This is a genomic window from Nocardiopsis sp. NPDC055879, assembly GCF_053615935.1.
Window position 1 is genome coordinate 131,171 of the sequence record NZ_JBSHCT010000011.1, and the last position, 14,506, is coordinate 145,676.

A 14,506-nucleotide genomic window follows, 5' to 3' on the forward strand; every position below is an offset into this window, starting at 1 on the left:
GAGCACCCATGCCAGAAAAGCCCCACCCCCTGAACTTTCGCAAGTCCTCCCATAGTGGGGGCCAGACTCAGGACTGTGTCGAGGTAGCCGACCTTCCGTCCGGCTCGGCCGTACGCGACACCCAGAACAGGGAGGCCGGGCACCTGATGTTCCCCTCCAACGAGTGGACGGCCCTCCTACGCGCGAGCGTTCGCTAGAGCCAGAACCGGGTGGGCGACTCGGCCCCACCCGGCTCGACCCCGGCGATCTTGCTACCAGAGGCGAAGAAAGCGCTTGTATTGCTACTGGTAGCAAGATCACGGCGGGGGTGGGGGTCTGATCACCGACCCAGAACACGCCGTTCGACCTCGGGGTCCAAACCGAGACTGGGCCGGTCGGGGCGTTGGGGCGCCTCGCCACCGATGGACCTCAACCACGCCCAAGTGTCGGCGACGGTCTCGATGACCGGGCGACACCTCAACCCCGTGGCCAGGGCACGATCGACATTCCCTTGGTGCAGGGTCTCGTGCATCTCGCCCGGCGGCAGCCAGACCGGAAGGTCCATCCAGGGGCGAATACCCTCCGCCTCGATCACCTGGGGATCGGTCCAGCGGAACTCCGCGTCCGAACCCGTCACCTCCCGGCAGGCCTCCAGGAATTCCACCATGGTGGCGTGCCCACTCGGGCTCACCAGGTTGTACGGACCAGCCAATCCCTTCTCCACCGCGTCGAGGGTCCAGGCGGCCAGGTCCCGGACATCGATGTACTGCAACGGCAGGTCACGCGGCCCAGGCGCGAGAACGGGACCACCCCGCGCGATCCGGTTCAGCCACCACGGCAACCGGCCGATGTTCTCGTACGGACCCAGGATGAGACCGGCCCGGACGAACAGCGCCCGCTCGCCGAACACCTCCTCGGCGGCCACCTCACCCCCACGTTTGGCCCGCGCGTAGTCCTCTCCCTCGTCGGCGAGGGCGGGCTTCACGGTCGGGGCGGTCTCATCCGCGCCGGGAGCGCTGGGCATGCCGTGGACGGAACGGCTGGAGACGTACGCGTAGTGGCCGACCCGACCGTCCAACAGTCGAGCGGTGGCCGCAACGGCTCCGGGGGCACCCGACCAGGTGTCGACGACGGCGTCCCACTCCCCCGTCTCCAACGCCGTGAGACCACCCTCCTCGGTACGGTCACCGTGCAGCACACGCGCCCCCACCGGAGCCTCATGCCGTCCTCGATGGAACACCGTGACGTCCCACCCTCGGGCGAGCGCGTCCTCCACGATCGCCCGTCCCACGAACTCGGTACCGCCCAGAACCAGAAGTCTCATGCGGACCAGTGTGACCAGAACGAGCGCTCGTCGCTAGAGCCCACTGCCCACGGCAGAACGGGCGCGCTCCAATAGGAGGGCGCGTTCGCGTTCGTTGCGGGTGAGGTCGGCGGCCCGTTCGTACTCGGCACGAGCCTGCTCACCTCGTCCGAGACGCTGGAGCAGGTCGGCGCGAACGGCCGGGAGCAGGTGGTAGCCGTCCAGTGCCCCGGAATCGCGCAGGGCGTCGACGATGTCGAGTGCCGCACCGGGCCCGATCGCCATCGACACCGCCACCGCACGGTTGAGTTCGACCACGGGCGACCCGGTGCGGCGGGCCAGCACCTCGTACAAGACGGCGATCCCACGCCAGTCGGTGTCCTCGGCGGTGTGGGCCGTGGCGTGCTTGGCGGCGATGCCGGCCTGGAGGGAGTAGACGCCCCGTGGACGGGCGGGATCGACGGGGATCGAACCTTCCAAAGCGACCAGTCCACGTTGGATGAGCAGCCGATCCCACCGGGAACGATCCTGATCGGCGAGGGTCACCGGCGCCCCATCGGCACCGATCCGGGCCCGGAACCGGGAGGCCTGAAGCTCCATGAGCGCGATCAGCCCGTGCACCTCGGGTTCCTTGGGCATCAACCCGGCGAGGATCCGTCCCAGGCGCATGGCCTCCTCGCACGGTTCGGAACGCAGCCACCCCTCCCCCGAGGTGGCCGTGTACCCCTCGTTGAACACCAGGTAGAGGACCTCCAGCACGTCGGCGAGGCGGGCGTCGCGGTCCGCACCCGAGGGCACCTCGAACGGAACCCTCTTCTCGGTCAGCCGTCGTTTGGCCCGCACGATGCGCTGGGCGATGGTGGTTTCCGGCACGAGGAAGGCGCGGGCGATCTCGTCGGTGGTGAGTCCACCGAGCAGGCGGAGGGTGAGCGCGATCCGAGCCTCGGTGGACAGCACGGGATGACAGCACACGAACATGAGTTTGAGCAGGTCGTCGCCGTAGTCCTCTTCCAGGACGGCGTCGAACTCCGCTTGTCCGTCGTGCTCGACGAACTCCCGACCGAGTTCCACCATGCGGTCCCGGAAACGTTCGTCCCGGCGCCAGCGGTCGAGGATCCGCCGCTTGGCGACGGTGGTCAGCCAGGCCCCGGGACTACGTGGCACACCCTCCCGGGGCCACTTCTCCAGCGCGGTGACCAGCGCGTCCTGCGCGAACTCCTCGGCCGATCCGACATCGCCGACCATTCGCGTCAAGGTCGCGATCAAGCGGGCCGACTCGATCCGCCAGACCGCCTCCACCTGGCGCGTCACATCCGTATGATCCACCGCATCATGACAGCACCGGCGGGCTCCGGCCGCAAGGTACGGGGGCGGACCCACGCGGACCCGCCCCCGTACCACCGGAAGCTCACCCCTCCTGCTGGGCGCGCAGGGCGCGCTCTCGCTCCTTGAGCTCCTCGGGCATGTCGTCCATGTCCTCCAGCTCACCGATCCGGCGCAGCTGGAGCTTCATCTCGGTCGGGTCCCCCTTGGGCGGGTGCGGGCAACGCTTGGCCCACTCCACGGCCTCGGCGTGCGAAGACACCTGGAGCACCCAGTACCCGGCGATGAACTCCTTGGCCTCGGTGAAGGGCCCGTCGACAACGGTGGCCTCCCCGTCGCGGAAGACGACCTCGGCGCCCTCCGAGGTGGGGGCCAGGCCCTCACCGGTCAGCAGGACCCCGGCCTTGGCCAGCTCCTCGTTGTAGGCGGCCATCGCCTCGTAGATCTCGGGCCCGGGCTCGTAGTCGGCGGCCTCGGACGCGGGGTCGCTCATGATCGACATCAGGTAACGCATGGTGTTCGCCCTCTTTCGAGTGTCCGGCGGGGTCTTCCCCGCTCTCACCTGTTCGTCGAACGGGTCGACGCCGGATCGACACCCGCCATGAACTTTTTTCCTACTCCTCCTTCCTTCCCAACGCGGCTCGTTCGACCTGCGCCCACGAAACGGGGTGCCGGCCACAATCGGACAACGGGGACCCCGAGGAACGTGCTGAGCTGGGGCGTTCGATAGGGTTTCGGCACGGTTCCGACGGATACGAACCCTGGTCGCCCTCCCCCGGCGCCGGTCGCGGAACCACGAGAACACGAAGGAGTACGCGGGATGGGCCTGTTCCTGAGTACCGCCTTCGGATTCCCCACCGTCCTGTTCACACCGATGCTCATCGTGGTCCTGGGCTACTGGATCTTCGTGATCGTCGGTGCCGCGGACACCGAAGCACTCGACAGCGTGGACGCCGACGGTGACGCCGCCGGGCTCAGCGCGGTCCTGAGCAAGGCCGGGCTGGGGAGGGTTCCGGTGACCGTGGCCCTGACCATGCTGATCTGCGTGGCCTGGTTCGTCAGCATGATGGGAAGCATCGTGACCAGCCTCATCGAGACCACCTCCGCGCCGATGCTGTGGGCCCTCGGGGCCGTCGTCCTACTCATCGCCCTGGTCGCCGCGTGGGCGGTCACCAGCGGCGTGGTGATGGGACTCCAGCGGTTCCTGCCCAAGCGCAAGGGCGACTCCAAGCACGAACTCGTCGGCCGCACCTGCCGCATCCGCATCGGTGAGGCCCGTGAGGACTTCGGCCAGGCCGAGATCACCACCGCCGGCGGGGCCGCCATCTCCATCCCGGTGCGAACGACCGGCGGCGAGGTCCTGTCCGTCGGCAGCACGGCCCTCATCTTCGACCACGACGCGGCCGACGACCACTTCCTCGTCACCGCCTTCGATCCCGCTCTGGATCCCGGTCAGCACTGAGTGTTCCGGCTCCACCCGCGATGAGCAGGGATGATCTTGTCCACTTCGGAACCGTTCGCCACGCGGACGCGTCATAACCCCTGACAAGCGATCTTTTCGGGCACGGCCGTCCCACTCCCGTCCCTCCGCCCGACGCCGCGTGTCCCCCGATCCACGCCGCTCGCAGAAAGAGACCCCTACGTGTTGCTGAGTGCTCCGGCCACCGGACAGGAAGCGGCCGATGCCACCTTCCTGACCATCGGTGTCGCCATCGCCATCGGAATCGTCGTCCTCCTGGCCCTACTGCTGATGGTGACCAGGTTGTTCCGCAAGGTGGAGCAGGGCAAGGCCCTGATCATCTCCAAGGTGCGGGACGTCCACGTCACCTTCACCGGATCGATCGTCCTCCCGGTCCTGCACAAGGCCGAGATCATGGACATCTCCCTCAAGAGCCTGACCCTGGAACGCGGTGGCCGTGAAGGCCTGACCTGCAAGGACAACATCCGCGCCGACATCACGGTGTTCTTCTACGTCCGGGTCAACGAGACCGCCGAGGACGTCAAGAAGGTCGCCAAGGCGATCGGCACCGAACGCGCCAGCGACCAGGACACCCTGCAGGAGCTCTTCAACTCCAAGTTCTCCGAGGCGCTCAAGACCGTCGGCAAGCAGTTCGACTTCGAGGAGCTGTTCACCCACCGCGAGCAGTTCCGCCACGCGATCGTCTCCCTGATCGGTACCGACCTCAACGGCTACATCCTGGAGGACGTGGCCATCGACGAGCTGGAGCAGACCCCGCTGCACCAGCACGACGCCAACAACATCCTGGACGCGCAGGGCATCTCGAAGATCACCGAGCGCACCGCCCGGGAGCACAAGCGCACCAACGAGTTCGAGAACGACCGCAAGAAGGAGATCGACCGCCAGGACACGGAGACCGCCGAGACCCTCGCCGAACTGGAGAAGCGTCGCGAGGAGGCGGCCGCCAAGGCCAAGCGCGAGATCGAGATCATCCGCGCCCGCGAGGAGGCCGAGACCGCCCGGGTCCAGGCCGAGGAGCGTCTCAAGTCCGAGACCGCCAACATCCGCACCTCCGAGCAGCTCGGCGTCCAGCACCAGAACCAGCAGCGTGAGATCGCGGTCGCCGAGAAGAACCGCGAGCGGGTCATCGCCATCGAGACCGAACGCATCGAGAAGGACCGCATGCTGGAGGTCATCGGCCGCGAGCGCGAGACCGAGCTGAGCAGCATCGCCAAGGACAAGGAGGTCGAGGCCGAGAAGCGCGAGGTCGCCGACGTCGTCCGCGAGCGGATCGCCGTCGACCGCACCGTCGCCGAGCAGGAAGAGGCGATCAAGAAGCTGCGGGCCGTGGAGGAGGCCGAGCGCCAGCGTCAGGCCATCATCATCCACGCCGAGGCCGAGGCCCAGGAGAACCTGGTCAAGGACATCAAGGCCGCCGAGGCCGCCGAAGCCGCGGCCAAGCACAAGGCGCAGGAGGAGCTCACCCTCGCCGAGGCCCGTCAGCAGGCCGCCGAGCTGGACACCCGCGCCAAGATCCGCCTGGCCGAGGGCCTGCAGGCCGAGGCCGCCGCCGCGGGTCTGGCCGAGGTCCAGGTCCGGGAGCAGGACGCCGAGGCCGTCGAGAAGCTGGGCCGCGCCGAGGCCGTCGTGGCCCGTGAGAAGGCCGACGTCGAGGCCGACGCCGTGGAGAAGAAGCTGCGCGCCGAGGCCGCGGGTCTGACCGACAAGGCCGCCGCGATGGCCGCCCTGGACGAGGTCAGCCGCGACCACGAGGAGTACCGCCTGCGTCTGGAGGCGGAGAAGGAGGTCCGCCTCGCCGGCATCGACGTCAACCGTCAGATCGCCGAGGCCCAGGCAACGGCCATGGCCGCCGGGCTGGAGAGCGCCGACATCAACATCGTCGGTGGCGACGGCGCCTTCTTCGACCGGATGGTCAACTCGATCGGCATGGGCAAGGCCGTGGACGGGTTCGTCAACGGTTCCGAGACCGTGCAGGCGCTGGGCAACGGCTGGCTGAACGGCGAGGGCAACTTCGCCGAGGACATCAAGAGGGTCCTGGCCGAGGTGGACACCGAGGACGTCAAGAACCTCACGGTCTCCGCGCTGCTGCTCAAGCTGATCGGCGCGGGCGGCCCGGACACCGGCAAGCTGGACCGGCTGCTCGGAACCGCCCGTTCCATGGGGCTGGACCAGCTGCCCGTCAACGCACTCGCCCCCGTGAAGCAGTGAGGTAGTCCTCCGTGACCGAGGCCCAGTCCGGGGGCGCACAGCCCCAGGAAGCACGGCTCCAGGAGACCGAAGGCCCCGGGCCCGAAGCCGAGGACGCGCGGTCGCTGGACGCGGGCACCTATGAGGTGCTCCGCGCCCGGCTCCGCGAACAGACCGGCGAACTGGCCCGACGGACCGAGGAGCTCAACAACCGACGGTTGGAGGTGTTCGGCGGCACCGAGCTGGCCCTGCTCGGCACCGAACGCATCCGCACCGAACACAACTGCGTGCCGCGCGACATCGTCAGCGTGGGGCGTTCCGTCGGAGACGACGCCGGCGGGGACACGATCCTCTTCGGCTACAACGTCTACATCGGGATGCAGAGCACCACACACGTCCCCGACGTGTTCTCCCTGCACCGGTACGAGCACGGTGACGACTCCTTCGAGTTCACCGACGCGCCCGAGGACGCCATCCCCGGGCTGCTCGCGGACGAGCGTTTCCGGCAGGACTTCGAGCAGCTGTACCGCTACTACCGCGACGCCCGCCTGCTCCAGCTGCGCAGGGTCGAGGAGCGGCTGCTGGCCGTCTTCCAGACCGGCCCGAGAACGGAGGACGTCCGCGTCCTGAGGTGGTCGGTCTCGCCCGCCGGTGAGATCGCCTACCTCGACGACCGGGGCGAACGCGACCACGTGTTCCCGCCCGCGCACGACTTCGAGTGGGTGGAGGCCACCCGCGAGAACCACGTGATGGGGCGGCATCCGCACATCTCGATCCGCGACGAGTTGTTCGTGGAGACGGTCGGCGGCGACCTGACCATCAAGATCGAGAACAACACCGAGGTCGGCGAGGGGATCTACAGCGAGCCCGTCGACGAGCCGCTGCAGAGCCTGGCCGACGCCTCGGTGTTCCACGCCGAGGTCGGCGCGCTGATCCTGCTGAAGGTCCTGCCGTACAACGAGACCACGTGGCGGTACCTGGTCTTCAACAAGCGGACCAAGGAGGTCGAGCGCCTCGACGGCATCGGCCGTTCCTGCCAGCGGCTGCCCGACGACCAAGGGCTCATCTTCCCGGGTGGTTACTACCTGGCCACCGGGGTGGCGCGGACCTTCGACACCGACGTCACCGACCTGGAGTTCGACCGGGTGGTGCGTTCTCCCAACGGTGAGGACGTGCTGTACGTCTTCCACTCCCCAACGGATGGGCGCAGCCTGCTGCTGCCCTACAACACCATCCGCAAGGAGGTCGCCAACCCGATCGTCTGTCACGGCCACTCGCTGTTCGACGACGGGACCATGACGGTGTTCCGCGACGGCTCGGGCGAACCCACCCGGGTGCACCCGATGCAGGTGTGGCGGACCCCGTTCGTCTCCGACGTGTACGCCGCCGCACAGCCGGTGGGCACCGGGCCCCTGGAGCGGATCGGCAACGCCGAACTGGTGCAGGGCATCTCGGAGAGTCTGTCGGTGTCGCGGATCGCCGAGGACATGCGGCCCTCCACCGAGGTGTTCGAGGCGATCATCGCCTCCTGCCGGAGGGTCCTGGACCGGTTCCACTGGCTCGGTGACGAGGAACTGGGCGACCTCGCAGCTCCACTGACCGAGGTACGCGGCACCGCGGAGCGGGTGCTGGACGAGTTCGAGACCGTCCAGTCCCTGACCCGGCAGGCCGCCGAGACCCTCGCGGAGACCGAGGCGAAGGTCACCGCGCTCATCCGTCGATCCAGGGGCGAGACCCCGAGGTCGGCGGAGGGCTGGGTGACCCGTCTGACCGAACTGCGCCGCGCCCAGGGTCAGGCCGCCACGCTGCGCGAGATGCGTTACGTGGACGGCGAGCGGATCGACGCGATCGAGCAGGGCCTCGACGAGGAGATCGCCTCCACCGGCCGGCGCACGGTGTCCTTCCTGGAGCAGGAGGACGCCTTCGACGGCTACCACTCCGAGGTGGAGCGGCTGGTCGAGGACGCCGAGGCGCTGGAGGCGGTCAGCGCCGCCACCGCCGTCGGCGAACGCATCGCCGAACAGACCGAGGGCCTGCAGGTCGTCACCGAGGTCATCGGTTCACTCGACATCGGCGACGCCCAGGTGCGCACCCGCATCCTGGAGCGGATCAGCGAGGTCATGGGCGGGGTCAACCGCGCCCGGGCCACCCTGGAATCCCGGCGCAAGGAACTCCTCGCCCTGGAGGGTCGGGCCGAGTTCGCCGCCGAGTTCGCGCTGCTGGGACAGGCCATCACCGGGGCGATCGCCGCCGCGGACACCCCGGAGCGCTGCGACGAACAGCTCGGCCGGATCATGCTCCAGCTGGAGAACCTGGAGTCGCGCTTCGCGGAGTTCGACGACTTCCTCCAAGAGCTGGCCGACAAACGCGAGGACGTCTACGAGGCGTTCTCCACCCGCAAGCAGTCGCTGGTGGACGAGAGGTCCAGGCGGGCCGACCGTCTGGCGTCCTCGGCCGCCCGTGTCCTGGAGGGGGTGCACCGGCGGGTCGCCACCCTGACCACGCTGGAGGACATCAACACCTACTTCGCGTCCGACGCGATGGTGACGCGACTGCGCCGCACCGTCACGGAGATGCGCGAACTCGGTGACACCGTCCGCGCCGAGGAGCTGGAGGGCCAGATCCTGGCCGCCCGGCAGGAGGCCGGACGGGCCCTACAGGACCGCAGCGACCTGTTCGAGGGCGGGCCCGGGGGCGAGACGATCCGGTTGGGCAGGCACCGTTTCGCGGTGAACACCCAACCCATCGACCTCACCCTCACTCCGCACGACGGACACATGTCGGTGGCCATCACCGGTACCGACTTCCGCTCGCCCGTCACCGACGAGGCGTTCCAGGAGACCCGGCACCTGTGGGACCGGCTTCTGGTCTCCGAAAGCCCCGACGTGTACCGGGCCGAGTACCTGGCCACGTCGATCCTGGCCGCGGCCGAGGAAGGTGCCGAAGGACTGTCCCTGGACGCCCTGCACGACGCGGAGCTGCACGCCGAGAACGGCGACTCGTTGCTTTCGCTGGTGCGCGGGGTCGCGGAGTCGCGTTACGACGAGGGATACGAGCGGGGCGTGCACGACCACGACGCCGCGAAGATCCTGTCGGTGCTGTTGCGGTTGCGCGCCGGGGCCGAGTTGCTGCGCTACCCGGGGCAGGTGCGCGCGGTCGCCCAGTTGTTCTGGGCCAACGGGGCGGACGAGGGGCTGCGACGTTCCTGGCGTACTCGCGCGGTCTCCCTGGCCCGGGCCCGGAGCGTGTTCGGGGCGCGGAGGTCGGCGGCGATCGACGCCCTGCGCACCGAGCTCGCCGAGGCCGTGGACACCTTCCTCACCGAGACCGGGCTGCACCAGGACACCGACCTCGAAACGGTGGGCGACTACCTGTTCGAGGAAATGGCCCTGGACGGTCCGAACCGGCGCGGATTCGTCTCCGGTGCGGGTGCGCGCACCCTGCTGGACCGGTTCCACCGGGCTCTGGGCAGTACCCGCGAGACCACCCGTAAGGCCTTCGAGGAGGACCTGCGAGGGCTCGGCGACGACGTGGCCGCCCGACACCAGCTCGTGACGGCCTGGTTGGAGGCCTACGCGACCACCCTGGAGGAACCGGCCGCCCCGGGTGACCTGCCCGAGGCGGTGGCGCTGCAACTCGCCACCGTGAACCGGTACGAGTCCTCCGCCTCGGTCGAGGAGACGGTGCCGGGGCTGTTGGGGTCCCACCCGAGGATCGAGGGGCGGTCGCTCTCCGTGCGGTTGGACGAGATCCTGCCGCGCACCCGCCGGTTCCAGGCCGTGGACGTGCCCGCCTACCGGGACTTCCAACGGCGCCGCAACGACCTGGTGGGCACCGAACGCGAACGTCTGCGGCTGGAGGAGTACAAGCCGAAGGTGATGAGCGGGTTCGTGCGCAACCGTCTGTTGGACGAGTCGTACCTGCCGCTGATCGGGGACAACCTCGCCAAGCAGTTGGGGGCGGCCGGTGACGACAAGCGCACCGACCAGAGCGGCCTGTTGCTGCTCATCTCCCCGCCCGGATACGGCAAGACCACGCTCATGGAGTACGTGGCCAGCCGGTTGGGGCTGGTGTTCGTCAAGGTGAACGGGCCTTCTCTGGGGCACTCCATCACCTCGTTGGATCCGGCCGAGGCCCCGGACGCCACCTCCCGCCAGGAGATCGAGAAGATCTCCTTCGCGCTGGAGATGGGCGCCAACACGATGCTGTACCTGGACGACATCCAGCACACCAACCCCGAGCTGCTCCAGAAGTTCATCTCGCTCTGCGACGGGCAGCGCCGGATGGAGGGCGTGTGGGAGGGCCGAACCCGCACCTACGACCTGCGCGGGAAGCGGTTCGCGGTCTGCATGGCCGGTAACCCCTACACCGAACAGGGCAAGCGGTTCCGGATCCCGGACATGTTGGCCAACCGTGCCGACGTGTACAACCTGGGCGACGTGCTGTCCGGGAAGGAGGAGCTGTTCGCGCTCAGCTACATCGAGAACGCGATCACCTCCAACCCGACCCTGGCGCCGCTGTCCACCCGGGACCAGGAGGACGTGCACACGTTCGTGCGCATGGCCCAGGGGGACGAGTCGGTCGGCACGGACCGGTTGAAGCACCCGTACTCGGCGGCCGAGGTGGACCGGATCGTGTCGGTGCTCCAGAAGCTGCTGCGGGTGCAGGAAGTGGTGCTGGCCAACAACCAGGCCTACATCGCCTCGGCCGCGCAGTCCGAGGACTCCCGCACCGAACCGCCCTTCCAGCTCCAGGGTTCGTACCGCAACATGAACCGGCTCTCCGAGAAGATCGTGCCGGTCATGAACGAAGCCGAGGTGGAGGCCGTCATCGACGACCACTACCTGGGCGAGGCACAGACCCTGACGTCGGGCGCCGAGGCCAACCTGCTGAAGCTCGCCGAGCTGCGCGGGGTGATGACCCAGGAGCAGGAACGGCGCTGGGCCGAGGTCAAGGACGGCTTCCGTCGGGGCCGGGCCTTGGGCGGAGCCGACGACGACCCGATGACCAGGGCCATCGGTGCGATGGGCCTGCTCGCCGACCGGGTCGGAGAGATCGGTACCGCGCTCAACAACAACGACCGCTGACACCGTTCGGCCGGTAAGGGCCGGTTCCGGGGACGCCCCGGAACCGGCCCTTCGAGTTGTCCACAGAAGTTCACCCCGCCCCTGCGCATGTGCTCACGACTCCTCTAAAGTGATGCGGGCATAGTGAAAAGCCAAGCCTTGGAGCGTCGCGACGAACGACGAGTCAAGGGCATACTGCCGAGTTTTCGGGTAGAGAACCATCGGTCGCTACGCGACGAGCAGGAACTCATCCTCGTACCCGCCGAGCAGAGCGCCGTTGGATTCCCCTCACCCGACGAGATCGGTCCGCTCAAGACGACCGGGATCTTCGGAGCAAACGCCTCCGGGAAGTCTTCCGTGGTCAGGGCGATCGCGTTCATGCGGCGTAAGGTGCGTGGTGATCCATTCAGATGGACACCGGCGTTCTCTTCTTACGGCCCAGAAGGCGATGGCCTGCCCCAAATCCCTCGCGAGCCCCACCACGTTCCATTCGGAGGCGGTCGGCGCCCTCAACCGAGTACGTCGATGGTTCAGAACCTCACTCCGTGTCATTTCCGGGGATCTGGGGTCCTTGCGAGGCAACCGACCACCGGCCGGCGATACAGAACATCTGCGCCGCCTCACCGAACCGGCAGGCGCGGTCGGCACCGGCATCGATGGTTACAAGGTCGAGAGGATCCCCCTCACTCCCGAGGAACAGGCCGAGATCGAAGCCCTTCGCCCACGAACCCCCGTAGAGCGTCAGGGCCCAGGAGAGGAACCCCCGATGAGGAGAGGTCGCAGCCCGGGTAAACGACCGGGTGGGCTTCGAGAGCGTCCCAAGGTCCTGATCCTTGGGGAGGGCGAAACGGAGCACGAGTACTTCGTAGGCCTACGCGACCACTTCAAGTGGTCCGGGCGAAGAGCCTCCGTGTCTTCGGGGCGAGGTCCCGAGCCGGTGAAGATCGAGATCACGACCCGAACCAGGGCGGACCACTACGACGATCACCCCTGGGCCGATGTCCATACGGTGGTCGACGTGGTGGAGCGACAGTACGAACGGCACGCTCGCTGAGGCGTTCGTGTGTCTACCACTCGGTGGCGGTCAGGAGGCGGTCACGCAGCTCTGGGGCGAGGGTGCGCATGTAGGTGGCGCTGATGTGTCCGGCGTCCCAGAAGACCAGCACGTTGCCGACGACCGGGCGGCACAGGTCGGGTTCGCAGATGCGGTCGGTGAGGTCGAGGGTGACGACGTTGTTCGGGAGGTCGAGGTCGGCGGCTTCGAAGGGGGAGGCCTCGGCCATCGAGTCGGTGAGGGGCGCCGTGCATTCCTCTGGGGATGCCGTGGCCAGGCACTCGGGGGCGTCGAAGCCCAGGCGCGGGGTGTCGCGGACCGCGACGACCTCGATGCCCAGGGCCTCCAGCTCGCGCCAGCGGTCGACGTACCCCTCCACCAAGACCTCTTCGCCGAAACCGGCGGTGGTGTCCAGGCTGGTGGTGGTGCCTGTGGTGAACACGGTGTCGGGGCGTAGGTCGGCGAGTTCGGCCATCACGCCTTGGTTCCACTCGGCGCACTCGGTGTAGGGCTCACCCTTGTAGAGCTGGGGCGCGTCGGTGAACAGGCAGGCGCCCTTGACGATGTTGAGCAGTCGCCAGCCCTGTTGCTCCGCGATGACTTCGAGGGCGGGGAACCAGTGGGCGGCGTGGGAGCCGCCGACGAGGGCGATGGTGCGGTCGGCGTCCTCGGGCCCGTACTCGCAGACGATCGCCTCGGTTCCGGCGATGGTCTGGTTGCAGCCGTCCTCGTAGGTGAGCGGGGTGTCCTGGGCCGCGGAGGCGGGAGCGGGGTGGACGGGGTCGGGGTACTCTCCGTGCTCGGCGCCGATCGCCGCGGCGCCCGGGTAGCGCTGCGGATCGGCGATGAGTTCCTCCAGGCGTCGCTGTTCGGTGTCCATGTGTGTGGTCCACACGGTCGTGGCCAGGAGGAGTGGCGAAAGGCAGGCCAAGGCGAGGGCCGGGCCTCGGACCCGCGAAGCCCGGGCGTAGGTCGTGACCCGGTCGGCCAGAGGGGTCGTCGCGGCGGCCAAGGCCATGGACACGGCGAGGACCATCGCGCCGCCGAGGGGGCTCGCCAGGGTTCGGCCAGTGAACTCCAGGTAGAACACCAGGACCGGCCAGTGCCACAGGTACAGGGCGTAGGAGATCGAGCCGAGGTAGCGCACCGGGCGCGGGGTGAGCATCCGGTCCGCGCCCCAGCGTGAATCCGTGGTTCCCGCGACGACGACGGCGGCCGCCGCGAGGGTCGGCCACAGTGCCGCGTAGCCGGGGAAGACCGTGGACACCTGGAGCAGGACACCGCAGAGGACGAGGGCGGCCAGGCCGGCCCAGCCGAGGAGGATCCGGAGGCTCTTCGCCGGCTTCAGGTACGGCAGGAACAGCGCGAGCAGACCGCCCAGCGCGAACTCCCACAGGCGCGCGCCGGTGTCGAAGTAGGCCCAGGTCTGGTCGGTTCGGGTGACGTACACCGAGTACGCCAGGGAGACGGTGAACACCGCGCCCAGGGCGACGACGAGGCCGCGCCGCGGGGAGGTTCCTCTCCGGGTCGCCCACCAGAGGGCCAGGCCGATCAGCGGCGGCCACAGCAGGTAGAACTGCCCCTGGATCGAAAGCGACCAGAAGTGTTGGAAGAGGCTCGCGCCGTCGTCACGGGCCAGGTAGTCGACCGACCCGAGCGCCAGGTGCCAGTTCTCGAGGTAGAGCGCCGAAGCGACTCCTTCGGCGACCGTGTCGCGCCACCGGGTCTCCGGGAGGAGGAACCGGGTGGCGACCAGGGTCGCCCCGATCACCAGGACGGCGGTGGGCACCAACCGTGTGGCCAGTCGCGCGAGGAAGTCCCCGTAGCGGATGCGTCCGCGGCCGGCGGCCCGCACCAGGGATCCGGTGATGAGGAAGCCGGTGAGCAGCAGGAAGACGTCCACGCCGCCGGAGACCCGGCCGAACCAGATGTGGTAGGCGGCGACGAGGAGGACGGCGATCGCGCGAAGCCCGTCGATCTCCGGCCGGTGGCCTTCGGTGGGCACGGGAGAACGCACGGACGACCTTCGCGAAGGGAACGGGGAGGTCGCCATGATGGCCCGCCCGGGTGAAGGGCGCGCGTACGTGGGTCGACCTCCCGGTCTCGTCCGGAAG

9 protein-coding genes are annotated in these 14,506 nt (G+C 68.6%); 4 read left to right on the forward strand and 5 right to left on the reverse strand.

The features are described 5' to 3' along the window. Positions 1-8: 8 nt before the first annotated feature. Positions 9-197 carry a DUF397 domain-containing protein gene (locus tag ACWGKS_RS15205; protein ID WP_358503863.1) on the forward strand — a complete coding sequence of 63 codons (189 nt, stop codon included), beginning with the start codon at positions 9-11 and terminating at the stop codon, positions 195-197. A gap of 122 nt (positions 198-319) precedes the next feature. On the opposite strand, the gene ACWGKS_RS15210 is transcribed toward ACWGKS_RS15205, so the two are convergent. The 3 genes from ACWGKS_RS15210 to ACWGKS_RS15220 form a co-directional block, all read right to left on the reverse strand. Further along, positions 320-1,303: an NAD-dependent epimerase/dehydratase family protein gene (locus ACWGKS_RS15210; protein WP_452522901.1), complete on the reverse strand. Its 984-nt coding sequence runs from the start codon at positions 1,301-1,303 to the stop codon at positions 320-322. A 33-nt stretch (positions 1,304-1,336) separates the two neighbouring features. Continuing rightward, on the reverse strand, positions 1,337-2,608 hold the full coding sequence (locus tag ACWGKS_RS15215) for an RNA polymerase sigma factor (RefSeq protein WP_452455397.1): 1,272 nt from the start codon (positions 2,606-2,608) through the stop codon (positions 1,337-1,339). Positions 2,609-2,690: 82 nt separating this feature from the next. After that, positions 2,691-3,119: a YciI family protein gene (locus ACWGKS_RS15220; RefSeq protein ID WP_358503872.1), complete on the reverse strand. Its 429-nt coding sequence runs from the start codon at positions 3,117-3,119 to the stop codon at positions 2,691-2,693. Between the two features lie 306 nt (positions 3,120-3,425). On the opposite strand from ACWGKS_RS15220, the gene ACWGKS_RS15225 reads away from it, so the two are divergent. From ACWGKS_RS15225 to ACWGKS_RS15235, 3 genes are all read left to right on the forward strand, one after another. Next, on the forward strand, positions 3,426-4,067 hold the full coding sequence (locus ACWGKS_RS15225) for a DUF1449 domain-containing protein (RefSeq protein WP_358503875.1): 642 nt from the start codon (positions 3,426-3,428) through the stop codon (positions 4,065-4,067). A 180-nt stretch (positions 4,068-4,247) separates the two neighbouring features. Beyond that, positions 4,248-6,293 (forward strand): flotillin family protein, encoded by a 2,046-nt coding sequence (locus ACWGKS_RS15230; protein WP_452455395.1) that lies wholly within the window; start codon positions 4,248-4,250, stop codon positions 6,291-6,293. A gap of 11 nt (positions 6,294-6,304) precedes the next feature. After that, the gene (locus tag ACWGKS_RS15235; RefSeq protein ID WP_452522904.1) at positions 6,305-11,359 is read left to right on the forward strand and encodes a DNA repair ATPase; all 5,055 of its coding nucleotides are present in this window, start codon (positions 6,305-6,307) and stop codon (positions 11,357-11,359) included. A gap of 517 nt (positions 11,360-11,876) precedes the next feature. Here ACWGKS_RS15235 and ACWGKS_RS15240 read toward each other — a convergent pair. Continuing rightward, positions 11,877-12,194 (reverse strand): hypothetical protein, encoded by a 318-nt coding sequence (locus tag ACWGKS_RS15240; protein WP_358503884.1) that lies wholly within the window; start codon positions 12,192-12,194, stop codon positions 11,877-11,879. A 211-nt stretch (positions 12,195-12,405) separates the two neighbouring features. After that, positions 12,406-14,445, reverse strand: a complete 2,040-nt coding sequence (locus tag ACWGKS_RS15245; RefSeq protein WP_358503887.1) for an acyltransferase family protein — start codon at positions 14,443-14,445, stop codon at positions 12,406-12,408. Positions 14,446-14,506 lie beyond the last annotated feature (61 nt).

Excerpts from the sequence above, each read along its gene's own strand:
- ACWGKS_RS15210 (WP_452522901.1), bottom strand. The coding sequence starts at position 1,303 with ATGAGACTTCTGGTTCTGGGCGGTACCGAGTTCGTGGGACGGGCGATC.
- ACWGKS_RS15245 (WP_358503887.1), bottom strand. The coding sequence starts at position 14,445 with ATGGCGACCTCCCCGTTCCCTTCGCGAAGGTCGTCCGTGCGTTCTCCC.
- ACWGKS_RS15205 (WP_358503863.1), top strand. The coding sequence starts at position 9 with ATGCCAGAAAAGCCCCACCCCCTGAACTTTCGCAAGTCCTCCCATAGT.
- ACWGKS_RS15220 (WP_358503872.1), bottom strand. The coding sequence starts at position 3,119 with ATGCGTTACCTGATGTCGATCATGAGCGACCCCGCGTCCGAGGCCGCC.
- ACWGKS_RS15225 (WP_358503875.1), top strand. The coding sequence starts at position 3,426 with ATGGGCCTGTTCCTGAGTACCGCCTTCGGATTCCCCACCGTCCTGTTC.